This window comes from Sphaerochaeta globosa str. Buddy (genome assembly GCF_000190435.1).
Taxonomy (GTDB): domain Bacteria; phylum Spirochaetota; class Spirochaetia; order Sphaerochaetales; family Sphaerochaetaceae; genus Sphaerochaeta; species Sphaerochaeta globosa.
On the sequence record NC_015152.1, the window covers coordinates 2451635 to 2476324 of the forward strand.

General features: G+C 51.6%; 25 protein-coding genes. 15 read left to right on the forward strand and 10 right to left on the reverse strand.

Annotation, left to right across the window (positions count from 1 at the left end; genetic code table 11):
• The first annotated feature begins 10 nt into the window (after positions 1-10).
• The 5 genes from SPIBUDDY_RS11435 to SPIBUDDY_RS11455 all read left to right on the forward strand — a co-directional run bounded on the left by SPIBUDDY_RS11435 (position 11) and on the right by SPIBUDDY_RS11455 (position 5223).
• Entirely contained in the window at positions 11-757 is a 747-nt protein-coding gene (locus SPIBUDDY_RS11435; RefSeq protein WP_013607919.1) for a glucosamine-6-phosphate deaminase, read from the forward strand.
• Between the two features lie 106 nt (positions 758-863).
• Complete coding sequence (uxuA, locus tag SPIBUDDY_RS11440) at positions 864-1937, forward strand: mannonate dehydratase (RefSeq protein ID WP_041381335.1); 1074 nt, start codon at positions 864-866, stop codon at positions 1935-1937.
• 1 nt (position 1938) lies between these two features.
• A complete protein-coding gene (locus tag SPIBUDDY_RS11445; protein ID WP_013607921.1) occupies positions 1939-2652 on the forward strand; it encodes a GntR family transcriptional regulator in 714 nt (237 codons plus the stop codon).
• Between the two features lie 9 nt (positions 2653-2661).
• A complete protein-coding gene (locus SPIBUDDY_RS11450; protein WP_013607922.1) occupies positions 2662-4266 on the forward strand; it encodes a mannitol dehydrogenase family protein in 1605 nt (534 codons plus the stop codon).
• A 27-nt stretch (positions 4267-4293) separates the two neighbouring features.
• Entirely contained in the window at positions 4294-5223 is a 930-nt protein-coding gene (locus SPIBUDDY_RS11455; protein ID WP_013607923.1) for a YitT family protein, read from the forward strand.
• On the opposite strand, the gene SPIBUDDY_RS11460 is transcribed toward SPIBUDDY_RS11455, so the two are convergent.
• Both SPIBUDDY_RS11460 and SPIBUDDY_RS11465 read right to left on the reverse strand, forming a co-directional pair.
• A complete protein-coding gene (locus SPIBUDDY_RS11460; RefSeq protein WP_013607924.1) occupies positions 5182-5862 on the reverse strand; it encodes an LrgB family protein in 681 nt (226 codons plus the stop codon). The genes SPIBUDDY_RS11455 and SPIBUDDY_RS11460 overlap by 42 nt on opposite strands.
• A complete protein-coding gene (locus SPIBUDDY_RS11465) occupies positions 5855-6226 on the reverse strand; it encodes a CidA/LrgA family protein (protein WP_013607925.1) in 372 nt (123 codons plus the stop codon). Before SPIBUDDY_RS11465 ends, SPIBUDDY_RS11460 begins: the two co-directional genes overlap by 8 nt.
• Before the next feature lie 65 nt (positions 6227-6291).
• Between SPIBUDDY_RS11465 and SPIBUDDY_RS11470 the strand changes: the two genes are divergently transcribed.
• On the forward strand, positions 6292-6798 hold the full coding sequence (locus SPIBUDDY_RS11470) for a nitroreductase family protein (protein ID WP_013607926.1): 507 nt from the start codon (positions 6292-6294) through the stop codon (positions 6796-6798).
• A gap of 95 nt (positions 6799-6893) precedes the next feature.
• Positions 6894-7949 (forward strand): DNA/RNA non-specific endonuclease, encoded by a 1056-nt coding sequence (locus tag SPIBUDDY_RS11475; protein WP_013607927.1) that lies wholly within the window; start codon positions 6894-6896, stop codon positions 7947-7949.
• Here the strand turns inward: SPIBUDDY_RS11475 and SPIBUDDY_RS11480 are convergent.
• From SPIBUDDY_RS11480 to SPIBUDDY_RS11505, 6 genes are all read right to left on the reverse strand, one after another.
• Positions 7943-9949 carry an alpha-glucosidase gene (locus SPIBUDDY_RS11480; protein WP_013607928.1) on the reverse strand — a complete coding sequence of 669 codons (2007 nt, stop codon included), beginning with the start codon at positions 9947-9949 and terminating at the stop codon, positions 7943-7945. The two genes, SPIBUDDY_RS11475 and SPIBUDDY_RS11480, sit on opposite strands and share 7 nt — an antisense overlap.
• A gap of 2 nt (positions 9950-9951) precedes the next feature.
• Complete coding sequence (locus SPIBUDDY_RS11485; RefSeq protein ID WP_013607929.1) at positions 9952-10794, reverse strand: carbohydrate ABC transporter permease; 843 nt, start codon at positions 10792-10794, stop codon at positions 9952-9954.
• A 9-nt stretch (positions 10795-10803) separates the two neighbouring features.
• On the reverse strand, positions 10804-11697 hold the full coding sequence (locus SPIBUDDY_RS11490) for a carbohydrate ABC transporter permease (protein ID WP_013607930.1): 894 nt from the start codon (positions 11695-11697) through the stop codon (positions 10804-10806).
• A gap of 65 nt (positions 11698-11762) precedes the next feature.
• A complete protein-coding gene (locus SPIBUDDY_RS11495; RefSeq protein WP_245523774.1) occupies positions 11763-13025 on the reverse strand; it encodes an ABC transporter substrate-binding protein in 1263 nt (420 codons plus the stop codon).
• An 80-nt stretch (positions 13026-13105) separates the two neighbouring features.
• Positions 13106-14422: a fucose isomerase gene (locus SPIBUDDY_RS11500; RefSeq protein WP_013607932.1), complete on the reverse strand. Its 1317-nt coding sequence runs from the start codon at positions 14420-14422 to the stop codon at positions 13106-13108.
• 113 nt (positions 14423-14535) lie between these two features.
• Positions 14536-15699, reverse strand: a complete 1164-nt coding sequence (locus SPIBUDDY_RS11505) for an ROK family transcriptional regulator (protein WP_013607933.1) — start codon at positions 15697-15699, stop codon at positions 14536-14538.
• A gap of 125 nt (positions 15700-15824) precedes the next feature.
• Here SPIBUDDY_RS11505 and SPIBUDDY_RS11510 point away from each other — a divergent pair, with 125 nt between their 5' ends.
• Genes SPIBUDDY_RS11510 through SPIBUDDY_RS11535 form a run of 6 tightly spaced genes read left to right on the forward strand, consistent with a single transcriptional unit; the run spans position 15825 to position 20686 of the window.
• A complete protein-coding gene (locus tag SPIBUDDY_RS11510; protein ID WP_013607934.1) occupies positions 15825-16646 on the forward strand; it encodes a transketolase in 822 nt (273 codons plus the stop codon).
• Between the two features lie 10 nt (positions 16647-16656).
• Positions 16657-17601, forward strand: a complete 945-nt coding sequence (locus SPIBUDDY_RS11515; protein WP_013607935.1) for a transketolase family protein — start codon at positions 16657-16659, stop codon at positions 17599-17601.
• A 3-nt stretch (positions 17602-17604) separates the two neighbouring features.
• Positions 17605-18075, forward strand: coding sequence for an RpiB/LacA/LacB family sugar-phosphate isomerase (locus SPIBUDDY_RS11520; protein WP_013607936.1), 471 nt, complete (start codon positions 17605-17607; stop codon positions 18073-18075).
• Positions 18072-19241 (forward strand): iron-containing alcohol dehydrogenase, encoded by a 1170-nt coding sequence (locus SPIBUDDY_RS11525; RefSeq protein WP_013607937.1) that lies wholly within the window; start codon positions 18072-18074, stop codon positions 19239-19241. Before SPIBUDDY_RS11520 ends, SPIBUDDY_RS11525 begins: the two co-directional genes overlap by 4 nt.
• The gene (locus SPIBUDDY_RS11530) at positions 19238-19981 is read left to right on the forward strand and encodes a sulfite exporter TauE/SafE family protein (RefSeq protein ID WP_013607938.1); all 744 of its coding nucleotides are present in this window, start codon (positions 19238-19240) and stop codon (positions 19979-19981) included. Before SPIBUDDY_RS11525 ends, SPIBUDDY_RS11530 begins: the two co-directional genes overlap by 4 nt.
• 3 nt (positions 19982-19984) lie before the next feature.
• Positions 19985-20686, forward strand: coding sequence for a DUF4867 family protein (locus SPIBUDDY_RS11535; protein WP_013607939.1), 702 nt, complete (start codon positions 19985-19987; stop codon positions 20684-20686).
• A 78-nt stretch (positions 20687-20764) separates the two neighbouring features.
• Here SPIBUDDY_RS11535 and SPIBUDDY_RS11540 read toward each other — a convergent pair whose 3' ends face one another.
• Both SPIBUDDY_RS11540 and fusA read right to left on the reverse strand, forming a co-directional pair.
• Positions 20765-21472 (reverse strand): hypothetical protein, encoded by a 708-nt coding sequence (locus tag SPIBUDDY_RS11540; protein ID WP_013607940.1) that lies wholly within the window; start codon positions 21470-21472, stop codon positions 20765-20767.
• 146 nt (positions 21473-21618) lie between these two features.
• Entirely contained in the window at positions 21619-23727 is a 2109-nt protein-coding gene (fusA, locus tag SPIBUDDY_RS11545; RefSeq protein ID WP_013607941.1) for an elongation factor G, read from the reverse strand.
• A 263-nt stretch (positions 23728-23990) separates the two neighbouring features.
• On the opposite strand from fusA, the gene SPIBUDDY_RS11550 reads away from it, so the two are divergent.
• Positions 23991-24392, forward strand: coding sequence for an HIT family protein (locus SPIBUDDY_RS11550; RefSeq protein WP_013607942.1), 402 nt, complete (start codon positions 23991-23993; stop codon positions 24390-24392).
• Positions 24393-24395: 3 nt separating this feature from the next.
• A complete protein-coding gene (locus SPIBUDDY_RS11555; RefSeq protein WP_013607943.1) occupies positions 24396-24677 on the forward strand; it encodes a hypothetical protein in 282 nt (93 codons plus the stop codon).
• Positions 24678-24690: the final 13 nt, after the last annotated feature.

A 24690-nucleotide genomic window follows, 5' to 3' on the forward strand; every position in this document is an offset into this window, starting at 1 on the left:
ATCTACACCTATGCGCGTCATCATGTGCGAAGACAAGCACGAAATGGGCTACCAGGCCGCTCAACTCGGCATTTCCCTCATTAAGGAAGCGATTGAGAGAAAGGGTCAGGCCGTCATCGTGGTTGCCACCGGCTTAAGCCAATTCTCTCTCTATGCACACCTTGGAGAAGCCAATTTGGATTGGAGCAAAGTCGAAGCTTTCGGGTTGAATGAGTATGTAAACCTGCCCGACACCCACCCCTCCAGCTTTCGCTACTACCTCAAAACCCGATTCGTCAAGAAAGTACAACACCTGGGGGCCTTCTATGCGGTCAATGGCGATGCTCAGGATTTGCAAGCAGAAATTGAACGTCTCAACGCCCTGATCAGGGAGAAGGATGTCGATGTCGCCTTTTTGGGCATCGGCGAGAACGGCCATATCGGCTTCAACGATCCTCCCGCAAACTTCGAAACAAACGCCCCCTACATCGTCGTCGAGCTGGAGGAACGATGCAGGCGTCAGCAAGTCAGCGAAGGCTGGTTTGCCACCCTCGAAGAGGTTCCCCGACAAGCCGTCACCATGTCGGTACGCCAGATTCTCAAGGCCAAGAACTTGGTCTGCTCCGTACCCGACCAACGCAAGGCAAGAGCGGTTGCCATGTGCCTGTACGACCAGATTTCCGTATACGCCCCGTGCACGGTTCTCCGTACCAAAAAAGAGTGCACCCTCTTATTGGATCGTCCATCCTCGCTGCTCGTCATGGGTGACCGAAGATAAAAAACTTTTCTTTAAAAAAAGCAAAAAAAGGTCCCTCCTCTTGCATCTAATATATTAGTATGCTAGAGTATTAGTATAACAATTATGATTGGAGGCACTCACCATGATGCATATGTCACTTCGTTGGTTCGGCTCAAAGTTCGATACCGTTTCATTGGAAAAAATTAAGCAAATTCCCGGCGTAGAGGGAGTAATCACCACCCTGTACGATATTCCCGCAGGCCAGACTTGGCCGCTTGCACGGATTCAGGCTCTTAAGGCTGAAATCGAGGCATCGGGGCTGAAGGTGCTGGGCATCGAGAGTGTCAACATTCATGACTCCATCAAAATCGGCAGTCCTGATCGCGAGCAGTACATCGCCAACTACATCGAGACTCTGGACAATTTGGGCAAAGAGGGCATCACCACTGTTTGCTACAACTTCATGCCGGTCTTCGACTGGACCCGGACCGACCTGTTCAAGAAGCGGCACGATGGTTCCACCGTCCTCGCTTACGACCAGAAAATTGTCGATGGAATCGATCCGCAGACCTTCTTCAATCAGACTACCTCCAGTGCCAAGGGTTTTGAGATGCCCGGTTGGGAACCCGAGCGCCTTGCCAAGGTGAAGGAACTCTTTGATGCCTATAAGGAAGTCAGTGAAGAGAAGCTCTTTGACAACCTGGTCTACTTCCTCAAGGCCATCCAGCCTACCTGTGAGAAGTGGGGCATTAAAATGGCCATCCATCCCGATGACCCGGCCTGGCCTGTATTTGGACTGCCGCGCATCATCACCAGCAAGGAAAAAATCCTGAAGGTCATGAAAGCTGTTGATGCACCGTTCAATGGGCTTACCTTCTGTGCCGGTTCGTTCGGAACCAATCCGAAGAATGACCTGCCTGGCATCATCCGCGCCCTTCCCGGAAGAATCCACTTCGCTCACATCCGCAACCTCCATCATTTCGAACCCGGAGTATTCGAAGAAGCCGCCCACCTGTCCAGGGATGGATCATTCGACCTGTACGAGATTGTGAAAGCCCTGCACGACATCGGTTTTGATGGACCTGCCCGCCCCGACCACGGAAGAATGATCTGGGGTGAAGTAGCAATGCCCGGCTATGGTTTGTACGACCGTGCCCTGGGAGCCTCCTACATCCTCGGGTTGTACGAAGCCATCCAGAAAAACGATTCAAGGAAGTAACATGGCAACTATTGTCCGAGTCACGGCATCGGAAGAAATTTACCAGACCCTACGCTCAGAAATCCTGTCATTGCGGTTCAAGCCCGGCGAGGAACTGAATCTGCAGTTGCTATCAACGCAACTGCAGGTCAGCCGGTCTCCGGTGCGTGATGCCCTGATGCGTCTAGCCAGTGACAATCTGGTCGATATTTTTCCGCAAAAAGGCACCAGGGTGTCCCTTATCAATCTCAAGCAGGTTGAAGAGGAACGCTTCTTGCGCAAGAGTCTGGAAGAGAGTGCGGTGAAGAAGTTCATCTACCAAGGACGGGAAGAGCATTTTGCAAACATGGATAGGGCAATCGACAATCAGATCCTGGCCATGCAGCATAACGACTTCATCACGTTCCTGGATGAGGACGACCATTTCCATTCCAACATTTTCAATGGGATTGGGATGCAGCGGATTTGGTCCATCATCAAGGCACAGGGAGGCAACCATCACCGTATCCGCCTCCTTTCCTTCTCTGAGAAGAACGTACTGTCCAATATCATCGATCAGCACAAGAACATGCTCGATGCCCTCAGGAACAAGCAACTGGATGTGATGCTCAATCTTGAGGACAAGCACTTGTCCAAGCTTCTGCAGGAAACTGAGAGCATGGTCGGGCGCTACCCCGCTTATTTCAAGCAGGAAAACAGTTACAGCGGGCTGCAACTACGTGTTGCCAATCAATAGGAGTCTGAAATGAAACTTACCGATACTGGATTGAGAGAAAGAGGCAGCTGGGAAGCTAAGGGATATACCCTCCCTTCCTTTGACCGTGCTGCCATGCAGCAGGAAACCAAAAAGAACCCCATCTGGGTTCATTTTGGGGCTGGCAATATTTTCAGGGTATTCCCTGCAGCATTGCAGCAACAGCTGTTGAACAAGGGCTTGAGCAAAGCCGGCATAATCGTCGGTGAAGGGTTCGATTACCAGATTATCGACAAGGTCTATGCCAAGCATGACAACCTTACCCTGATGGTCACCCTCAAGAGCGACGGCTCGATCGACAAGGATGTCATCGCTTCGGTTGCGTATGCCTACAAATGCGATCCCCAGTTTGAAGCTGAATGGAAGTTCTTTACCGAAACCTTTACGAAACCCAGCCTGCAGATGGTGAGCTTCACCATCACCGAGAAAGGCTACTCACTCAAAGGTGGCAACGGCGCCTATTATCCGCAGATGGTACAGGACCTGGCAAACGGACCCTCCAAACCGACGATGTTCCTATCCAAGCTGACCGCATTGGTCCATGCACGGTATCAGGCAAAAGCAGGAAAGCTCGCCCTGGTGAGCATGGATAACTGCTCACACAACGGCCAAAAGCTGTATGATGCCGTACTCGATATCGCCCGCACCTGGGAACAGAACAACCTCGTCGAGAAGGGATTTTGCGACTATTTGAACCAACAGGTCTCCTTCCCTTGGTCTATGATCGATAAAATCACCCCGCGTCCCGATGCCAAGGTTGAGGCCATGCTCCAAGCCGACGGCTTTGAGGACACCAGCCTGATCATCACCGACAAGAACACCTACACCGCCTCCTTCGTCAATGCCGAACAGTCGCAGTATCTGGTGATCGAAGACTTGTTTGCCAATGGCAGACCCGCCCTCGAAAAAGCAGGAGTCTATTTCACCGACCGCGACACAGTCAACAAAGTGGAGCGGATGAAGGTTACCACCTGCCTGAATCCCTTGCACACCGCCCTAGCCATCTACGGTTGCCTTCTCGGACACACTCTGATCAGTGAAGAGATGCTGGACCCCGAATTGAAGAAATTGGTTGAAGGCATCGGATATGTGGAAGGAATGCCGGTAGTCGTCGATCCAAAGATTCTCGACCCCAAGGCCTTCATCGGCGAAGTGCTGAACAAGCGTTTCCCCAATCCGTTCATGCCCGATACACCCCAGCGCATCGCGACCGACACCTCCCAGAAGCTTGCCATCCGCTTTGGCGAAACTATCAAGGCGTATGTGGCTAATCCGAAGCTTGAGGTGAAAAACCTGAAGCTCATCCCGCTGGTCTTTGCCGGTTGGCTGCGCTATCTGATGGCACAGGACGATGAGCTGAACAGTTTCACCCCCAGCTCCGATCCGCGACTTGAAGAAGCTCAGGCATACCTGAAGGGAATCAAGATCGGCGACAAGCCAAATCTTGATCAGCTGAAGGGACTATTGTCCGACGCAACCATTTTCGGCGTCGATTTATTCGAGGTTGGACTTGCCGACTTGGTACTTTCCTACTTCACCAGCCTGATCGAAGGCAAAGGTGCAGTACGCAGGACCTTGCAACGGAACGTCCATTGATGAATACTTCCCCAGAGGGGAGGATGTATGGCTAATACTACTCACAAGCGCCTCGGTCTCGAGGCGCTCTATCTTATTGGGGGGACTGCCTTGGCAGGCTTTGCCGTTGCAGTCTTTATAACTCCGGCTAAAATCGCCAGTGGTGGCGTGAACGGGGTGGCAACCATCATCTACCACCTCACAGGCTGGGACACAGGCCTGGTCATGCTCGGCATCAGCATACCCCTCTTTCTGATCGGCATGTCGATCTTCGGCAAGTCCTACGGGGCAAAAAGTCTGGCAGGAACACTATTGCTCAGCCTCTGGGTCAGCCTCTTCGGCCAAATGACAGACTACAACGGGTTTCTTCCGTATGTGGATAGAATGGATACACTGCTGTCTGCTATTTTCGGCGGAGTACTGCTGGGTAGCGGTATCGGCATTGTCATGCGTTCAGGGTCCAATACCGGAGGCACCGACATCCTTGCCCAGATTCTCTCGCATTTCACTCCCCTGCCGTTGGGTACCGCCCTGTTTTTGTGTGATGCCTCGGTTATCGTACTGGGTGCGGTAGTTTTCGGACTTGAACGAGCTTTGTTTGCCGTCATCACCCTGTACCTATCCGGGCAAATGGTCAACTTTGTCGTCATGAACCTGGGCACCAAGTACGCCAAAACCGCCTACATCGTCAGTGAGCATCACGAGGCGATCGGAAAGCGCATCATCAGCGAACTACACCACGGTGGGACACTGATAAGCGGAGTTGGTATCTTCACCGGACGGGAGCGGACCATGCTGCTTGCCGTAGTGCACAACCAGCAGATCAACCACCTCACCCAAATCGTCCACCAAGAGGACCCCAAGGCATTCATGTTCGTGCATGAGACCTACCAAGCGCTTGGAGAAGGATTTGTACCGATGCAGAAGCTGATTAAATCAGAAGAAAAGCGGAGCAAGCAAAACCGTCCAAATCGCTGACAAACTGATGGAAATGGAACTCATAGCGCCCTCGATCTCGCCGATTTCGAGGGCTTTGCTTGTCCCCAAGGCATGACTGCACGAACCGATTCCCACTCCATGGGCTACCGGGTCGGTAATGCCAAACATTTTCGGAAGCACCGGAGCCAGCAGGTTTCCCCCAAGGCCGGTGATGATCGTCGAAGCGATGGTCAGGGCAGGAATACCCCCGAACTGCTCGGTAAGGGCTATCGCCACCGGGGTGGTGACTGATTTGGAAAGCAAGCTGGCAAGGATGGTACGGTCAAGACCCAAAAGGTCGCAACTGATGCGAACCGTCGCCATGGCAGCGAGAGCACCAGACAGAGTACCCAACAGCACAGGGAAAAAGGAACTCATCAGTATTTTTCGCTGACGGTAGATGGTAAGTGCCAACACGGCAGTGACCGGGGCAAGGAACATGAGGATGAAAGATGATCCTTGCTCATATGCTTCTATGGGAATATCAAAAACTGTCAGGACTGCGACCACCAACAGCATTGCGATGATCAGGGGATTGGCCAAGGGAGTTTTCAGCTTGCGGTTCACCCACATGCCGATCCTGAAAGCAACGATGGAGAGCGATATACCAAAAAGTGGGGAGCTGAGTATCTCAAGCATGCTGTTTCCTGCCTAGTATCTTCTGCAGGCGCGTCACCAATACCACTGTCCAGCTGGCAGCGGCGAAACAGGTGATGACACTGACGATATTGACAACAAACAACTGCCACCAAATGCTGTGAATGATGTCCATGTAGCGGACGATGCTCACCCCCGGAGGGATGAAAAAGAACGTCATGTTTTTCAGCATGAAATCTGCACTCTCACCAAGTGACTGCTCTTTGAGCACCTTCGTGGAAAGCAGCACAAGTACCAGCAGCATAGTCACGACACTGCCGGGAAACGAGAACGGCAGGAGCGAGGAAATCAGGTCTCCCACCAAACACAGACCAAAAATTATTGCAAGCTGGGTGAGGTATCTCATGAGTCATTACCATACCCTATTGGAAGGCTTTCTGGGAAGAGGTAGAATGCAAAGAGGAGGCACCCATGAACACCACCATCGACAGTTTACTAAGCAGGCGCAGCGTTCGTAGTTTTACGGAAGAACAAATCAAGGATGAGGACCTGAATAACATCCTGCAGGCAGCCATTCTCGCCCCGAACGGAAAAAACCAGGAGCCTTGGCACTTCACCGCCTTGCAGGATGCACAGAAATTGAGAAAGCTGGACGAACTTGTAGTGGGAAAAGGGAACTCGTTTTTCTACTACGCCCCCACCCTGATCCTCGTTTCCATCCAAGTAGGCAACGCCTATGAGAAGGAAGATACCGCCTGCGCCCTGACCAATATGATGCAGGCCGCCCATGCCTTGGGCTTGGGCTCGGTCTGGTGCAACCGTATCAACGCCAACCATGAGATAGATACCAACCTGGGCGAGTTCGGCATCCCCGATGGCTACCGTGTCACAGGAACCTTGGCCGTCGGTTATGTGAAGGGGGACTACCCTGCCAGGAGAATTCCCAAACCAGGAACAATTTCCATCGTCCGTTCGTAACCTCTCTGTAAGTATGTGGTTCGTTCCCTAGAGAGTTGCCTGTTTTCCAATAGGCAACTCTCAGGTATACTCATTGCTTTACAGGAGAGGCATCGATGGCGAAACAGAAACGGCTTAGACACTTGGAAAAACAAGCAGGCAAAGCGAAAAAGAAGGGCAAGCGACTACTTATTCTGCTTGCCATCCTCCTGGTCCTTTGGATCCTCACCCTGATTTTCGCCCCGAGCGAACAACCCTCCGTTGCGAGTACTTCCACCTATGTCCAAGACCTTGAACTTCCGCTCTATCAAGGGGGAGATCTGGTGGTCAGCCATCCTGGGTACACCCTTCTCTATGATGAAGAGCATGAGCAGCCGCGCTGGGTGGCCTACCACCTGAGTCGGGAAGAATTGTACGGCAGCTATGACCGCGGCGATGATTTCAGGGTCGACCCTTCCATTCTAAGTGGATCGGCAACATTGGACGATTACCGAGGCAGCGGTTACGACCGCGGCCACCTCATTCCTGCCGCCGACCTAAGCTGGTCAGAAGAGGCGATGAGCGGTTCCTTCTACCTCAGCAACATGAGTCCGCAGGTCGGGGACTTCAACCGCGGAATCTGGAGCAAGCTTGAAGCAACCGTGCGCAATTTTGCCGATACCGAGGGAGCTGTGTATGTAGTCACCGGACCGGTGCTTACCGACGGGCCCTACAAGACCATCGGCAAAAACAAGGTTTCGATCCCCAATGCCTATTACAAGGTAGTTCTGGATTATCAGCAGCCTGAATACAAAGCCATTGGATTCGTACTTCCCAATGAAGGCTCAAAGAAGGATCTTGAGAAGTTTGCACTCAGCATCGATGAGGTGGAGGAGCTTACGGGCATCGACTTCTTTCATCGACTCAAGGATGCCGAGGAAGCAAAACTGGAAGAGTCGGTCGATGCCACGCTGTGGGACTTCTCACAATTCAGCGCTAGCGCAAAGGACCGTGAAGCTTTCCAGGCCGGCAACCTTCCCGCAAAGGCGCACGAAAAGCCTACAGGAATCTACGCTTTTGCAAAGGGCACCCTGTCTACAATCCTGTATGTGGTAAAGCATGAAACAGTAAACATCATTGAGCTTTTCATTCCAAAAACCACACTCAAGGAAGTCGTTCCCTTCCTTTACTGAAGCGAGGCGAACAGGGAGGCAAAGTCGCTCTCTTTTCGGTAGAAGACTGCAGGGCAAAGCAGCGGCGCGTCAATACAATGTGTTCCACCTTGGTACTCAACCTTGGTAAACAAGTGCACCCAAACATCATCAGGAAGGGTAACTACAACCGAATTGCTGCCCTCTTCCAAAACAGGGGCGACCAGCAAATCGCGTCCCAATAGATAGGAATCCTTCACACCGAAGAACCGTTCTTGTTCATAATGTAGAAAAAGAGGTCGTATCACCGGTCTTCCCTGCTGTGCGTTCTGTGCTACCAGATGCATGAGATAGGGCTTGAGATAGACGTGAATATCGGTCATCCGTTTGATTGCCGCAATCGTCTCCTGGTCGCTGTCAAACTGCCAGTTATCCTTGGGTCGGTTACCTTCATGGGTACGCATCAGAGCTGTGAAGGCTGCCTGCTCGGCCCACCTGATCAACAATTCCTTGCTGCGCTTCATGCCATACAGGGTGGTGTATCCTCCGATATCACTGTGATGCAGCCCCATGCCGCTCATGGCAAGAGAGAGGGCCGAGGTTATAACCGAAGGCAGACCGTCGTCCTCGGACCAATCCACATTCTGGTCCCCCGCCCACATCATCTGGCACGAAGCGAGGCTTTGCTGAGAACCTGCACGCATGAAAAACAGGATTTCATCGCTTTTCCCGCTTTCCTGGATGGCATCCTTGTTGACCTTGGCCCAATAGCCGGGCCAGGCATTATGCTCAAGCATTGCCGGTCGCTGGTTTGCAAGCACAACATCGGTAGGCAGGTACTCACCAAAGTCAGCCATCCAACCACAAAGGCCGAACCCTATAAGCTCATCTGTAATGACACGCTTATACCAAGCAACTGCTTCTGCCTTGGTGAAGTCGACAATGGCGGCATCGAATTCACCAAAATCAACGAGATATACCGAGCCGTCACAGCGCTTGCCCAACAAATCCAGTCGCAACGCTTCTTCGTACAGCGGATGGTCGGCAAGCACATACGGGTTGATGTACCCCAACACCCGCACTCCCTGCTGCTTGAGACGAACTATCTCGGTATCAAGGCCTGGATACAGCTCGTCATCCCACTGCCAATTCCATCTCAGGCGCTTACCGAAGCTGGTGTACCTCTCCCCTTCCCAATCCTGAATCCACAATCCGGCAACCTTGACACAAGAGCTTTGCATCACCTCAAGTTTCTTAAGGCATGTGCTTGTTCCGCCTTGCATACCCAGAATAATACCGTCATAGACCCAGGGGGGCAGTATCTGCTGTCTGCCAAGCAACAAGGATATGTCTTGTACCACCTCCAGCAGGCTCGGTTTGACTGAGAGTGTCAGCGTGGCGGGAACATCCCAGAACTCAAGCTGATGGCAAGTCGGAAGGGAGAAATCGAAATTTGCGTAGCCGTAGGTGTCAGCATGCACGAAATAGCGCCGGCTGGAGACAAAGGTCGGCTGGGGATAGAATGTGGTATGGTAATCACCACCGGCGCGATCGAGTCGGTCGGCGATCTGGGTGATTTCGGTCTGCTTGTTTCTGCCGACACCTTGTTCCTGAGTCCAGAGCGGGAAGTTTTTCCCTCTGAGATTGAAGTGGGAGAACTGCTCCCCACAACCCCACACGTACTCATCCTCGGTGGCAAACAGCCGAAGAACCAAGCGGTTGTAAGGCTTCGGCAGGGAAGAGAAACACAGATGGAGTCTTCCTTCCCGTTCACTCAACTCGATAGAAAATGCTAGGCCTTGAGCAGAAAAGGTAAGTGTGGAAACACCCCTTCCTTCACTGTACGATTCGCTTAGCAGGTAGGAGCCAAGACTCAGAGTAGAGAGTGTTTCATCCTCGATGAAATAGTTGCCCCGATACATGTCTACCGATTCCTTGCCCTCCTTGAGTGTAACCAAGGGGCAGATTTCACTATGCTCGAGAATTTTGAGTTGGTTGTAGAAAACGGAGAGCTTTCCATTCTGTTTTGAGAAGCTGATCATGCCTACCCCTTCACGCCACCGGCGGTCAGTCCGCCAATGATCTTGTCATGGAGAAATACATAGCCGACGATGCTGGGAATAATGGTAATGATGACAGCCGCGTACATGCTTGCATAGTCGGTGATGAACTGGCTGGTGAAGAACTTGATGCCCAGCTGAATGGTCCTCGACTCAATGGAGGAGGTTAAAAGCATGGCCATCAGGAACTCATTCCAGCTGTAGATGAAGCAAAAGGTTGCCGCAGTGACCAAGCCTGAACGCGAAAGCGGGAGAATGATAACCGAGAACCGTTTGAAGAAGCCGCAACCATCGATGACGCTCGCCTCTTCCAACTCACGGGGGATGGATTTCATGAAAGCGGTGACCAAGAATATGGAAACCGGAATGTTAACTGCTGTATACACAAGCACGAGCGCAAACAGGGTGTTGTACAGCCCGCTCTTGGTGATGAAGGAGAAGTAGGGAACCATGAAGGAGATAACCGGCACCAAAACACCTGCGGTAAGAATGGTATACAGGACATCCCGGCCTTTGAAGCGCTCCCTGGAAAGTATGAATGAGCCCATTGCAGTGACAATGCTGTTGAGAATGACGCTGCTTGCAGCCACCACCACCGAGTTGAGCAGGAGCCTGGGAAGGCTTGCCATGGCAAGGGCTTTGGTGTAGTTGACCCACTGCATCCGATCCGGCCACCCGAAGGGATTGGTCTGCAGTTCCAGATTGGTTCTGAGTGAACTGACAAGAAGCCAAATGAGGGGCAGCAAAGCGACGGCCAACAGGGAAATCAGCAAGACCCACTTGAAAAGGTTGAGGACAATCTGGGCCGGTGTATAATGGCGTTTCATCTTCCTCTCCTATTGTGCCATCTCGCTCATGGGGTCGGAGGACCCGAAGAGCTTGCGTAAAACGGTGATAACCACCGTTCCCATAATAATCAGGAACACTCCTGCCGTACTTGCTTCGCTGTACCGCAAGGCGTCCATTTTCAGATAGAGGTCGATGCCCATGGTGGTAGTGGCATAGGCAGGCCCGCCTCCGGTCATGAGAAACGTCGATTCAAAGTGACGCATGCCATAGGCCATGGCCAGCGTCATGGTGGTAATCAAGCTTCCGCGCAACATGGGAAGGGTAATGTTAAACTCCTGCTGAAAGGTGTTTGCACCATCAATTTCAGCAGCCTCGTACAGGGATCGGGGAATGTTCATCGCCGAAGCGAGCAGGATGATCATAAAATAGCCGATGTAGATGACAGTCTGGAAAATGACTGCAAAGAGGGCGGTATCGGGATTACCGAGCCAGTTCCTCTTTTCTGCTCCGAATAGGGCGCCGAGAATGACATTCAAGGGTCCTTCCACATTGTAGATTGCAACCCAAACCATCGCCAAGGCAACCGTGGAGATAACGTTGGGCAAGTAATAAATGGTTCGTAGCGAGCGCCAGAAGAGGGGCTTGCGCACCAGTATCATGGCAACCAGACAGGCTAAGGGAACCTGGATGAAACCTTGGCAAAGAGCCCAGATGACATTGTTTCCCAAGGCTTTGCGAAAAGTAGGATCGCCAAGGAGCTTGCTATAGTTAGCCAACCCATTGAATTTCATCGACCCGATTCCTCTCCAACTGGTAAAACTGGTGTAGAGGGTAAAACAGAAAGGATAGATGAAAAAGAAGAAGAACAGGACTGTGACCGGAAGTAAAAACAGAACTCTTGCTCCCCAGACCCGCCTTCGGTTTGTGCCAACAGCTTGCATACCTTGCTCCTCAAGAAATGGATGAAAAGGCTGCCGTCAGGGAAGACGGCAGCACTCTATACAAATTAGCGTTCGATCTTGCGATCGATCAGGGCGCAGAACTCTTCTGCAGTAATGCGACCCAGGGCAAGAGCCCCAAGCTGCTGGGCAAACTCGAGGGTTACTTCAGCACCAAGAGCTGCTTCAAGATCGAAGGCAGTGGTTTTGGCAGCAGAAGCTACATCGTAGAACTGCTTCTGCAGGTCCTTGACCGGGCGATACCCTGTCTTGAGGGCAAACATGGCTCCGCTGGTCTCAGCAATCTTGGAGATTGAGGGCTCACTGGTCAGGAACTTGAGGAAGTCGACAATGGCTGCCTCGCGTGCCTTGTCCTTGCTGGCTGCGGCACAAATGTTGGCCTGCAGGCGGCTGATCATGAAGTCTTTGGTTGAACCGGCAGCGGGAAGGCCTGCAATTTTGATGGAACTGAAGAACGGGGTGGCAGCCAAGTCTGCGCGACCTGCATACCAAGGACCGTTGGAGAATACTGCAGTGCGTCCTGCAAGGAAGTGCCCACCGCTTCCACCGGCTCCAAGTCCCACTGCATCGCTGGTGGAGTACTCGGTGATGACACGCTTGGTCAGCTTGGCAGCCTCGACGAAGGCAGCATCGGTGAAAGGTTTGTCCCATACATTGGTTCCACCCAACGAGACGGCAAAGTGGCTGAACCATATCATGCTCGTCCATGCATTGGTATCGCCGGTCATCTGGCTGGCCGGGGTGATACCTGCGGCTTTCAGCATATCAAAGGCGGCAAACATCCCTTCAAGGGTAGTCGGAAGCTCGGTGACACCGGCTTTCTTGAAAGCATCCATGTTGTACCAGATGGGAAGAATGGCGGTTTCCATCGGCAGGGACTTGAGCATGCCGTCAACGGTTGACTGCTCGATCGAGCCTGCATCGAAGGTCTGTTTCCAGGTAGTGTCCATCACCTTAGCAAAATCCATGAGCAGGTTGCTCTGATAAAAGGTGGCTGTGGTCGGATTGAACTTAATCGTAAAAATGTCGGCAGGTGCCTGACCGGCAGCCAAGCTGGTTCGCACTTTCTGCTCGTACGCATTGTAGTCCGGTTGCGGTTCAATGACGACTTTGACCTTGCCGGCATTCTTTGCATTGTACTCTGCCACCAAAGCTTCTACGGCCGGGGCTTTGCTGTCGTTTCCGACCCAAATGCTTGCCCAACGCAGTTCGATCTCCTTTGCGGGAGCACTCTCAACCTGTCCCTGAGCAACAAGCGGGAAGAGCAGGCAGAGCATCAGCAGAGCCGCGAGTAATCTCGATTTTTTCATCATAGCAATCTCCTTTGTATCCTATTTTTGCCTCTAAAGCAAAAAGTTTGTATGGTAATATGCAAGAAAGACATACGTAACTACTGAATTACCTTCCACCCTTTAATGCGGGCGACCAACTCCAGAGCTCTGATGTAGGTGCCGTAGACCACCGATGAGTGATGGGCAAGCCCGTTGTCCAAAACAAGGTTCAACACTTCCCGAACAGGCCGGTCGAAGACAACTTTCATGTACGTGCCCTTAAGCAGCTTCTCCATGGGTATGGCTTTTGCCTTTTGCAGGAACATCCGATACCCGCCCCTGGCTGAGTCAAGACGGAGAACCGAGAGCTCCCCACTCTTGAGCACAAAGTCGGCAGTGACTCCCTTGCCGCCGGCAAAGTAGGTGTCCAGGCTTCGGTTGCAGACTCCATCCCACAGGTTGCAGGGGGCTACCCCACAGTGCCAGAAGAGAGCGAAGTCCTGCTCGAAATCCACTTGGGAAAAGTCAAAAAGGAAAGGAGTCTGTGCTCCCAAAGCCTTATGAGCAATCATCGACAGGGCTCCATCGATATCCCCTTCACACGCAAGGATGAGACCTTCTGATTGCAGCAACGACATCGCCGCACAGGGGGAAACCCCGAAATCCCGGGCAAACTCGGGCCAACAGCGGATAGCCAAGGCCGAAAGATTGTTTGCTTGGTAAAAAGCATCGAGTTTGGCAGCCAAGGAGGATACCTTCTCAATTTGAAATACTGAGAGCGTAGAGACATCAAAGGTCGCCCTGATATGCTCTTCTCGCGCTTTGACCGCTTCATCAGGGACGGCATAGGAGTAGACATCGCCCAGCTCATAATGATCGACCAAGGCTCCGGTCTGTCCATACAACAAGTTGTCCTGCACCCCGACATTGAAAAAACCGTCGGCACGGTAGCCTATGATGCCGATTTTCGCACCCTTCATCGCCTTGATGACCCTGAGGGCATCGATCCAGTCTTCGTCCACCGAGTCCTGGATGATCACCGTATAATCGTCATAGCCGCTCTTATAGAGGTTTGAGGCATTGAGGTTAACCCCGCATACCGAGTTGAGTCTGATTTTTCCCCCGTTGTACGGCAGTTCCGGCAGCCCCCACAAAAGAACCGGAACGGAAAGCTCGCGTTTGAGCATCAATACCAAATGGCCAAGATGGAATGTGCCGGAAATACAGATCAAACCATCCACGTGCTCGGTGGCAAGGTTGGCTGCTGCCGCCAGCCCATCCTCCTGGCTGATCACCAAGGTCTCAATGAAACACCAATCAACCGCTTCAATCTTCTGTAAATCCGAGCGAATTTTGGTATAGAGCTCCTCTGCCGCACCATAGTCATAGGTCTTCCTTGCAAGGCACACTACTGCAAGCTTCACGGTATGTTTCACGCTCTACTCCTTATGAATGGAAGGGAAAAGGCCGAGCTTCACCCCTAAATAGTTACTTTCCATAAGTAAGTAAATACCACAATGATTGTTTCGTCAATGAAAACTTTCGTTTTTTACCGGAAGTACTCCTGCAGCACCAAATCGCTTGCTCCCTTTTGGGCAAGCAGAGGATCATAGGCGGTTGCAAATATTTGCGGTGTTTCCGAGCAGAAGGCATCAGGCTCGGACAACAGGTGTTCAACCTGCTCACGCAATGCCTGGGCTACTGCATCACAACACCCTACAAAAAGATAGGATTTTGGTGCAAGCAACCGAGTAAGTATTTTCATGGCGATGACCAGATACCCTGCGGCCCGTTCGATGGTCCGCTTGGCTGAGACATCACCGCTTCGCAGCCTCTCTTCCAAGCCTTCGAACAAGGCCAGACGCGATTCGACTGAATCAGGGTCGAGGTCCTGCAGATATGCCTGCAGGCATCCTCTGCTGCCGCAGCTGCATCGCGGCCCGTCGCTGTCGATCGGAATATGGCCAGTCTCAATCGTTTGGTTCTGGCTGTTTACATAAATCTCATCATCATGCACGAAGGCTCCATTGACGCCGGTCCTGAGCAGGAAGGTGAACATGCTTCCCTGGTGGTCGAAACCTCCATAGCGGTACTCGCTGAAGGCAAGGGCGCTGCAATTGTTATGAATCATAACGGCAAGCCCGAGACGTCCCGACAACTCTTCGACCAAGGCAATATCCTTCATGCCCTCGATTCGGGGATAATAGCGCACCCGTTTTTGTGCAAGATCGACCTGGCCCGGAGCGGCCACCCCCACCCCGATGACTTTCTGCTTGGGTATCGAGAGTTCTGAGAGAATTCGGTTGATTTCACTGACAATGAGGTCGATGACCTGGCTTGCTTCAACCGACTCAGCGAGGGGGTGCATAACCGAGTAGATACGCTCACCCTGAAAGTCGAAGACTCCCAGGCACAGAAATGCAGTCCAGAATTCAAGGCCTATGGTATAGCGGGCATTCTTTGAAACCACATACAGTACCGGTCTTCTTCCCTTTTTCGCCACGGCTTCTTCGTAATTGCCTTGTGCAGGGAGTATCAGGCCTTCCTCTTCAAGGGAGGAGAATATACGAAAAATGGTCGGGGCTTTCAGTCCGGTCTTCTGCACCACTTCCGACTGACTGGTTCCCAAGTTCTTGGAAGCATGGATGAGAGCGAGTACCATGTTCTGGTTATGGACCCGCAAATCTGATGCTCTCAGTGGATTTCCTTGCATTGAGCCCTCCCTTGTGGGACCAGTCTAATCCCATCGATGAAAAAAATCCATACGAAGTGACTTTACAAGCAAGAAGGAATGCAATATATTTACTTTCACTAAGTAACTAAAAGAGAGGTACGTTCATGCTCACCTCGCAAGAACTGCAGCATCTATCGGATTTTGCCAAGGAAATACGCAAGAAAACCCTGTATACCATTGGAAATCTCGGTGTGGGGCACATCGGGGGTGCCCTTTCAATCGCCGAATTACTAGCATTGCTCTACGCAAAGGTGATGCGCATCGATCCCTCCAATCCTGGATGGAAAGACCGAGACCTCCTGGTATTGTCCAAAGGACATGCAGGCCCGGCCCTGTACGCCACACTGGCTCTCAAGGGCTACTTCCCCCTTTCCGAATTGGACACCCTCAACCAAGGGGGAACCAACCTGCCCAGCCACTGCGACCGGACAAAGACGGTGGGAATCGACATGACTACCGGCTCGCTTGGGCAAGGTTTATCGGCAGCCTGCGGTCTTGCCTATGCCAATCGCATAGACAAAAAAGATGCCTACGTCTATGCAGTCATCGGGGATGGGGAGAGCCAGGAAGGCCAGAACTGGGAGGCTGCAATGTTTGCTTCTCATTACAAACTTTCCCACCTCATAGCGTTTACCGACAATAATAAAATGCAAATCGACGGCCTTACCGACGACATTATGAGCCTGGGGGACCTTGAACTGAAATGGAAAAGCTTTGGATGGTACACCCAACGTGTCGATGGTCACAACCTTGAGGCCATGGAAACAGCCATCGAGCAGGCAAAGAACCAGAAAAATCTGCCCTCAATGATTATTCTTGACACAATAAAGGGCAAGGGAGCCTCCTTCTGCGAGAACAAGGTGACCAACCATAATATGAATTTCGACCTGCAAATCGCCAATCAGGCAATTGCTGAGCTGGGATAAGGAGGATCAGATGGAAACCAAAGAGATGCGAGCAGTATATTGCGACACCCTTATCGAGCTGGCTCAGTCGGATGAAAGGATCATGGTAGTCGAGGCCGATTTAATGCGGGCCAGCGGGACCATGTCCTTCAAGCAACAATTCCCCGACCGGGGGGTGGATGTCGGTGTCGCCGAAGCCAACCTGGTTGGAGTGAGTGCAGGCCTGAGTGCTGCAGGCAAGATACCGTTTGCAGCAACCTTCGGATGCTTCGCCTCAAGACGGGCTTTCGACCAGTTCTTCCTTTCGGCAAACTATGCAAAGCTGAATGTGAAATTGGTAGGCACCGATCCCGGTATCAGCGCAGCCTTCAACGGGGGAACCCACATGCCCTTTGAGGATATCGGTCTGATGCGCATGATCCCGGGCCTCACCATTGTAGAGCCATCGGATCCGGTCAGCCTCAAGGCACTGCTGAAGGCCTGTGCATCCCATCAGGGTTGCACGTATATGCGCCTGCATCGCAAGGCGGTAGCACCAATCTATCAGAACGATGAAATGTTCGCATTGGGAAAGGGCAAGGTGCTTTGCGACGGTAGCGATGTCACCCTTATCGCCTTAGGAGCAATCCTGGTCCCTGAAGCGCTCAAGGCCAAGGATGAGCTGGCAAATATGGGCATCGAAGCTGCTGTTCTTGACATGCATACCGTCAAACCCCTGGACGAGGAACTCGTTCTCTCCTATGCAAGGAAAACCGGTTGCATCGTCACCGCCGAGAACCATCAAACGGCGGGAGGCTTGGGAGCCGCTGTCGCAAACTTCCTAGCCAAAACCCACCCCACACCGATGGCAATGGTGGGTATTCAGGATGAGTTTGGCCAAGTAGGCACCCAAGGCTGGCTGCAACAGTATTATCATCTCACTGCAGAAGAAATTACGCGCAAGGCTCTTGCACTGGTCAAGAGCAAGAAGGAGTAACGTATGACCATAGCAATTGCAAGCGATCTCAGTGGATTTCCCCTCAAGAAGGAACTGGTCGAGCATTTGAAAGAGAGTGGCTACACCGTCCTCGATTTCGGTATTGAAAACGAGAAAGAACCCCAGCCGTACTTCATTCAGGCCCCCAAAGTAGCCAAGGCCATCCAGCAAGGCAAAGCAGAAAAGGGAATTCTGATTTGTGGCACCGGGCAGGGAATGGCTATTGTTGCAAACAAGCACAAAGGCATCTATGCCTGCGTGGTGGATGATATTTTCAGTGCAGAGCGATCCAAGATTGTGAACAATGCAAACGTCATCACCCTTGGCGGATGGATTACGGCACCGTTTGTCGGCAAGCAGATTGTCGATGCTTGGCTTGCTATGAGTTTTACCCAAAAAATGGAATTCAAGAAAGACTTTTTGACGAATGCCTTCGCCCAAGTACAAGCCATCGAAGAGGAGAACCTCAAATGATGGAAAGCTTGCTCAGTGCGGTACCTATACTCAGTTTTACAGAACTGAATGGCTCATCGCTTGCGCAACTGTTACGCTTTGCCTCGAAGAATGAAGCAAAGCTTAGCGTATGTGCCGTCATTGACAATGCTCCTATCCCGTACAAGGATTGCTTGCTGAAGGAACTGAGTGAGTATGCAACTGTCCATGTATTTGATCAGGTCCAACCAAATCCCCAAACCGTAGATATCATGAGCATGTACGCCGATCCTCGCTTTCTTGGTTGCGATGTTATTGTAGGCATCGGAGGAGGCAGCACCCTCGACTCCGCCAAGGCCCTGGCCATGCTCGCAACCAATGGGGGCGAACTGGATGAATACCTTGGGAATCAGAGCAAGCGAAAAATTACCGAGCGCTCACGGACTTTGGTTCTGATACCTACCACCGCCGGCACGGGCTCGGAGGTAACCAAGGTAGGTGTCTATACCGATGCTACAGGAAGGAAATACACCCTCGGCTCGCCTTTGATGATGGCACACGCGGCAGTCTTGGTTTCTTGTCTGCTGGACAGCGTTCCTCCCTCACTCTGTGCAGCTACAGGCTTGGATGCCTTAGATCATGCCTTGGAGTCGATCTGGAACAAGAATAGTACCGCTCTTACTAAAATAGTTGCCCGAAATGCTGCCATTGAGATACTCGAAACACTCCCCAAGCTTTACGAGGCTATCAGAACAAACAATCCCAAGAAGCGCTCTCTCACACAGGCGATGCTCAAAGCATCCACAAAAGCGGGAATCGCCTTCAACCTGACCGGTACGGCAGCCGGACACGCCATTTCTTTCATCCTCAGTGAAGAGTGGCATGTTCCCCACGGCCTTGCCTGTGCCTTCACGCTGCTGGAGGTTTTCGATTGGGCCGTGCAGGATGCAACGAACAAGATGGAACTTGCCTTGATCGGCAACCATTTTCATCCAACGTTCAGTCAGGAGCAGGCTGTTATGGCTTTAAGAAGCGATATCGCCGCCCTGATGCAGGATCTTGCAATCCCTACACGCTTTTCAGACATCAACGTAACACTTTCGGACATCACCGTTTTCGACCGCTGCCTTGACGATCCGAAGCTGCACAACCAGCGCCCGCCTCTTCAAAAAGAGGATCTGTATCGCATGCTTGAGGCAAAGCGGTGAGCGCCATCCTGGCAAGCGGGGTGGTGGTCCTCATCACCCACGCCCTGGAAGCCGTGACCGGGTTTGGTTGTGCAGTCTTGGCCATGCCCTTCGTCAGCGCCCTGCTTGGTGTGAAGACGGCCGTGAAGGTCATTACCATCCTTGCATGGCTGTTGGCTTTGTATCTGGCCGTACGCAATTACCGAAAGATCAACTTCAAACAGTATGCAATCATCACTGCATGCATGCTAGCCGGCCTTCCAGCGGGTATGTATCTCTTCCGCAGCCAGGATACGACAGCTCTCTCCTTCATTCTCGCGATATTCATTGTCTTCGTTTCAGTGAGTCAGCTCTACCGACTTTTACGCACGAAGCAAACCGGTAGCATTCCTACCGGAAAAGCTGCAATACCCTACTATCTCCTGCTTGTCCTGGGAGGCATCGTGCATGGCCTGTTCTCCTCAGGGGGACCCTTGGTGGTATTGTATGCCACCCGCGCCCTCCCTGATAAGGGATCGTTTCGAGCGACGCTGTGCCTGCTCTGGACAACGCTCAATACCATCATTATCGCTACCTACCTAAGCGAAGGCTCACTCGATCAGACTACGCTTACAACAACCGCCCTTCTCATTCCTTTTGTCGTAGTGGGAGTAGTCATCGGTGAACGGGTACACGACAAAGTCGATGGGAGAAAGTTCTCCCTCATTGTCTTTTCCATGCTATTGTTGACCGGAATCTTCATGTTGGCATTCACGAGGTAAATCATGCAATCGAGTTTTTATCACATTCCTTGTGCCCTTATCAGTGCGAATCCCCATCTCATGATTCATCGCATCGACTCTTCCCGGTTCTCCCAGTATGGAACCTTGCTTCCTTCCCTTTGCGTACAGGAGCTTATTGCATCACAAGAAAAGCTGACAACCATTCCAAAAGAGGGGAACATATATGTGGCCTCCCTTGCTGAGCTTGAAGCACTTCCAGAAACAAGGAATATGGAGACCTACTTTGCAGGACAACCGATCCAAGTGGGATATTGCAATGGACGCAACACCTCCATCAACGGGGCGGAGTACCACAAAAGCCCCGAGCTGTTTATCGCAGTAACCGACTGCCTGCAATTTCTCACGCCTTTCAGCCAACTCAAAGATTTTTCTTCAGTCCATACAAACAGTGCTGAACTCTTTTACTTTCCCAAGGGTTCGGTTGCCCTTATCAAGGAGAGGGTGTTGCACCTTGCCCCCCTTTGTGTTCACAAGGAGGGTTTCAAGTCCATCATCGTCCTGCCCAAGGGGACCAATGAGCCGTTGGACAAGGAGCTTCAGAAAGACCCGAGCTGCGAGGAAGACAGACTTTTGTTCAAACAAAACAAATGGATGCTTGCTCACCCGGCTAGAGTCCAACTTACTTCCCAGGGGGTCGTGGTGGGACTTGAAGGTGAAAATCTGAGTATCAATCCTTTGGCATAAAGAAACGACCGGCCCTCCAAAGGCCGGTCTGACAGCTAAGGACACTGAAGGCCGCTTATAGCGGCCTTCAGGTGAACATTACTTGGAAATAAGCATAGTCTTGGGATCAAGACTGACGCCCATAGGCTTTTCGACCATCCCCCCATGAGACTTCACAGCAGTCATGACTACCTTGTCACGCTCCTCATTGTAAATGAGTCCGATAAGGACGTCGATCAGGTTGATGTATTTGAGCATGGTATTGGGAACACCATACTTGTCGTATACTACATCTGCACGAACCGGTGATACACTGAACCATACCTCCAGATTCATGCTCTCGGCAAACTGTTTGATTTTTCTAACATCATCCTCGGTTGCGATGGTTAGCTTGTACCCATCGAAAAGAATGGCGTCAGCTTTGAAAGAACCATGCTTGATCAAGGTTTCCAAGCTGGAAAGCACCTTTTCAATGGTGACATTTTCCTGACTGAAATTCATGACCACACGGTTTGAGAGAATATTATTGTACACGGATGCAGCATCATCGAGGCTGCGTCCCTCGGAGACTTCCCGGAAAACTTCTTTATACCAATTGATGACATGCTCAACATTGCCGGAAAAGGAAACGTGGATTACATGCTCCCCTCTGAGCAGTTTATCGGTAGCCAGGTGGACCAGACATGCTGTTTTCCCAACTCCGTGACGAGAAACGAGGACACCGAGGTTTCCACGACCGAGCCCGCCGCCCAGTGACTCATCAAAAACGCGAAGAGGACTCAAGTCGTTCAACTCTTGAATTTCCATAGTGCTCACCTCCAAGTAGTATTTAGGTTCACCCTCAGTATACTATGGAAATTGCCGATTGGGTACTTTTTTACGCATAGGCGCAAAGAAGAGCCCCCAACCGGAGGTATCTCCTTTTGGGGGCTTGGATGAAAAGCTAAAAGAATTTACTTCTGCTCTTTCCTTCGCTTCTCCTGATAATCCTTCTTCAGCTGTTCGGAAACACCGGAAGGTACGCGACCGTATTTGCCCAGTTCCATCGTGAACTCGCCCTTACCTTGGGTAAGAGAACGAAGCACAGTGGAGTAACCGAACATCTCGGCGAGGGGTACTTCTGCAATAACGGTACACATGGCATTATCCTCGGTAGAGCCGACAATAAGACCACGTCTTTGGTTGATCGAAGCGAACACTCCACCTTGGAACTCGTTCGGAGCAACAACCTCAACCTTCATAATCGGCTCGAGGATAACCGGCTTTGCCTTCTCAAAGGCTTCGCGGAATGCACCCAAAGCAGCTGTCTGGAAAGCTTGGTCGGAAGAGTCAACCGGGTGCCAGGCACCATCGTTGACTACTGCCTTGACGCCGATGACCGGGAAACCAACCTGGCTGCCCTTCTTGACGGCCATCTGGAAGCCCTTGTCGCAGGAAGGAATATACTCGGTCGGGATGGCACCACCCTTAACCTCGTCAGAGAACTCGTACGGCTTATATTCTTCACCTTCCACCGGATCAGGAAGCGGCTCGAAATAACCGGCAACACGTGCATACTGACCGGATCCACCAGTCTGCTTCTTGTGGGTGTAGTTGAAGTCAGCACGGGCAGTAATGGCTTCACGGTAGGCAACTTCAGGTTGACCAACCTCGACCTCTGCCTTGTACTCACGCTTCATACGCTCAACATAGACTTCAAGGTGCAATTCGCCCATACCTTGGATGATGGTCTGGTTGGACTCGGGGTCCACGAAACTGCGGAACGTCGGGTCTTCCTTAGTGAAGCGGTTCAATGCCTTACCCATGTTGTCGGCAGCCTTCTTGTCAATCGGCTTGATGGCCAATGAGATAACAGGGGTGGGGACATACATGGAGGACAGTGAGTAGTTGAGCTTCGGATCGCAGAACGTGTCACCACTTGCGCATTCGATACCGAAGAGGGCAGCAATCTCACCGCAACCGGCTTCAGTCAAGTCTTCCATCGCAGCGGCGTGCATACGAATCAAACGACCTACGCGGAACTTTTTCTTTGAACGGGTGTTGTACAGTTCGTCGCCCTTCTTCACCTTGCCCTGATAGACACGGACATAGGTGAGCTGGCCGTACTGACCATCCTCAAGCTTGAAAGCAAGAATGACAGGAGGCATATCTTCAGTAGACTGGAGAATCACTTCGGTCTCGTTCTTGTCAAGGTCCAATGCCCTGTTCACAACTTCGGTCGGATTGGGCAGGAAACTCACTACAGCATCAAGCAACGGCTGGATACCCTTGTTCTTGTAAGCTGAACCCATGAATACCGGGCACAGCTCAAGACGGATGGTAGCCTCACGGATTGCCTTCTGCAGCAATTCAACGGTTACCTTATCCTCAAGCATGGCTTCCATCAACTCGTCAGAACTCATGGAAACACCGTCGAGCAACTCCTCGCGTCGGGCAAGAGCCTCTTCCATAAGATTGGCGGGAATCTCTGCTTCGCGAACCTGGTCAGCATTCTCGCCTGCATCGAAATAGAGTGCCTTCATGGAAATCAAGTCGACCACACCTTCAAGGCGGTCTTCAAGGCCGATGGGAATCTGCATGAGAACGGCATTCAACCCGAGCTTCTCAACCAGCTGTTTCTTGACGCGGTACGGATTGGCACCGGTTCGGTCACACTTGTTGATAAAGGCAATGCGGGGAACATGGTAACGCTTCATCTGTCGGTCGACAGTGATAGACTGGCTCTGTACACCACCTACGGAACAAAGGACCAAAACTGCACCGTCAAGAACACGCAGTGAACGTTCTACCTCGATAGTAAAGTCGACGTGGCCCGGAGTATCGATAACGTTGATTTCCGTTCCTTTCCAATTGACGTTAGTTGCAGCAGAGGCGATCGTAATGCCTCGTTCTCGCTCGAGCTCCATGCTATCCATGGTGGCGCCAACGCCATCCTTACCACGAACTTCGTGAATTTCGTGGATCTTATTGCAGTAGTAGAGGATGCGTTCGGAGAGAGTCGTCTTTCCCGAGTCAATATGGGCACTGATTCCGATGTTCCTCAAGTTTTGCAAACTAGCCATTCTGTATAACCTCTATAAAATAGAATAAAAACGAATCCACAGGTATCCCTGCAGTACCAAACAATGCCTGACGGGAAAGGGCTTTCTTCCTTACACACATCAGGTTAACATCTGAAGGGAGTGGAAGGGACGAAGAAGTAACTCAGCTGTCCCACCGTACCTCGTGGATAATAATATATCTGCTTATTTTGTGCAATCCCTTTTCCCAATACAATCCTTTTCCGACTCGACACTTGTGTGATACAATGGCTTTGAGGTGTGCCATGGAAACGATTTTCACCAAGATTTTAAAAGGGGATATTCCCAGCGTTAAACTTCATGAGGACGAACTTTGCTTCGCCATCCTTGACATTAATCCAGTCAATAAAGGGCACCTGTTACTCATCACCAAGGAGCCCTATCCAACCCTCCAATCGTGTCCGGATGAGGTATTGGCCCATCTCATCAGACTGGCAAAACAAGCTGATGCAACGCTCAGGGAACGCCTCGGCTGTGACGCAACGAACTTGATCGTCAACAATGGCAAGGAGAGCGGACAAGAGGTTGCTCACCTGCACTTCCATATTGTTCCGCGCTTCAAGGATGACCACAAGAACATCCAGCTTTCGAAAGAGACCTATACCGACGGCGAGATGGCCGAGTATGGGAAACAATTGGAGTTTTAAGCTATGCGTGCATGCCATCACTGTCATACTTCCATCGATGCAATGACCAGTATCGGCTATTCGACGCTCTGCCCAACCTGCTCAAAAAGTCTACACAGTTGTGTAAACTGTCGTTTCTACAGTCCGGGTATCTACCATGACTGCCTTGAAGGAGTGGAAGAGTATATAGAGGACAAAGTAGAGGCAAACTATTGCGACTCTTTCATGCTTGGAGAGGACTCCAAGGAGGAAACGGCCCGCAAAGAACTCGCCAAGGCAAGAGCCGAGGCATTCTTCAACTTCTAAGGACTAGAAAACA

What these genes read in the sequence shown, in the direction of transcription:
- SPIBUDDY_RS11435 (WP_013607919.1), top strand. Translation starts at nt 11, where the DNA reads ATGCGCGTCATCATGTGCGAAGACAAGCACGAAATGGGCTACCAGGCC.
- uxuA (WP_041381335.1), top strand. Translation starts at nt 864, where the DNA reads ATGCATATGTCACTTCGTTGGTTCGGCTCAAAGTTCGATACCGTTTCA.
- SPIBUDDY_RS11445 (WP_013607921.1), top strand. Translation starts at nt 1,939, where the DNA reads ATGGCAACTATTGTCCGAGTCACGGCATCGGAAGAAATTTACCAGACC.
- SPIBUDDY_RS11450 (WP_013607922.1), top strand. Translation starts at nt 2,662, where the DNA reads ATGAAACTTACCGATACTGGATTGAGAGAAAGAGGCAGCTGGGAAGCT.
- SPIBUDDY_RS11455 (WP_013607923.1), top strand. Translation starts at nt 4,294, where the DNA reads ATGGCTAATACTACTCACAAGCGCCTCGGTCTCGAGGCGCTCTATCTT.
- SPIBUDDY_RS11460 (WP_013607924.1), bottom strand. Translation starts at nt 5,862, where the DNA reads ATGCTTGAGATACTCAGCTCCCCACTTTTTGGTATATCGCTCTCCATC.
- SPIBUDDY_RS11465 (WP_013607925.1), bottom strand. Translation starts at nt 6,226, where the DNA reads ATGAGATACCTCACCCAGCTTGCAATAATTTTTGGTCTGTGTTTGGTG.
- SPIBUDDY_RS11470 (WP_013607926.1), top strand. Translation starts at nt 6,292, where the DNA reads ATGAACACCACCATCGACAGTTTACTAAGCAGGCGCAGCGTTCGTAGT.
- SPIBUDDY_RS11475 (WP_013607927.1), top strand. Translation starts at nt 6,894, where the DNA reads ATGGCGAAACAGAAACGGCTTAGACACTTGGAAAAACAAGCAGGCAAA.
- SPIBUDDY_RS11480 (WP_013607928.1), bottom strand. Translation starts at nt 9,949, where the DNA reads ATGATCAGCTTCTCAAAACAGAATGGAAAGCTCTCCGTTTTCTACAAC.
- SPIBUDDY_RS11485 (WP_013607929.1), bottom strand. Translation starts at nt 10,794, where the DNA reads ATGAAACGCCATTATACACCGGCCCAGATTGTCCTCAACCTTTTCAAG.
- SPIBUDDY_RS11490 (WP_013607930.1), bottom strand. Translation starts at nt 11,697, where the DNA reads ATGCAAGCTGTTGGCACAAACCGAAGGCGGGTCTGGGGAGCAAGAGTT.
- SPIBUDDY_RS11495 (WP_245523774.1), bottom strand. Translation starts at nt 13,025, where the DNA reads ATGAAAAAATCGAGATTACTCGCGGCTCTGCTGATGCTCTGCCTGCTC.
- SPIBUDDY_RS11505 (WP_013607933.1), bottom strand. Translation starts at nt 15,699, where the DNA reads ATGCAAGGAAATCCACTGAGAGCATCAGATTTGCGGGTCCATAACCAG.
- SPIBUDDY_RS11510 (WP_013607934.1), top strand. Translation starts at nt 15,825, where the DNA reads ATGCTCACCTCGCAAGAACTGCAGCATCTATCGGATTTTGCCAAGGAA.
- SPIBUDDY_RS11515 (WP_013607935.1), top strand. Translation starts at nt 16,657, where the DNA reads ATGGAAACCAAAGAGATGCGAGCAGTATATTGCGACACCCTTATCGAG.
- SPIBUDDY_RS11520 (WP_013607936.1), top strand. Translation starts at nt 17,605, where the DNA reads ATGACCATAGCAATTGCAAGCGATCTCAGTGGATTTCCCCTCAAGAAG.
- SPIBUDDY_RS11525 (WP_013607937.1), top strand. Translation starts at nt 18,072, where the DNA reads ATGATGGAAAGCTTGCTCAGTGCGGTACCTATACTCAGTTTTACAGAA.
- SPIBUDDY_RS11535 (WP_013607939.1), top strand. Translation starts at nt 19,985, where the DNA reads ATGCAATCGAGTTTTTATCACATTCCTTGTGCCCTTATCAGTGCGAAT.
- SPIBUDDY_RS11540 (WP_013607940.1), bottom strand. Translation starts at nt 21,472, where the DNA reads ATGGAAATTCAAGAGTTGAACGACTTGAGTCCTCTTCGCGTTTTTGAT.
- fusA (WP_013607941.1), bottom strand. Translation starts at nt 23,727, where the DNA reads ATGGCTAGTTTGCAAAACTTGAGGAACATCGGAATCAGTGCCCATATT.
- SPIBUDDY_RS11550 (WP_013607942.1), top strand. Translation starts at nt 23,991, where the DNA reads ATGGAAACGATTTTCACCAAGATTTTAAAAGGGGATATTCCCAGCGTT.
- SPIBUDDY_RS11555 (WP_013607943.1), top strand. Translation starts at nt 24,396, where the DNA reads ATGCGTGCATGCCATCACTGTCATACTTCCATCGATGCAATGACCAGT.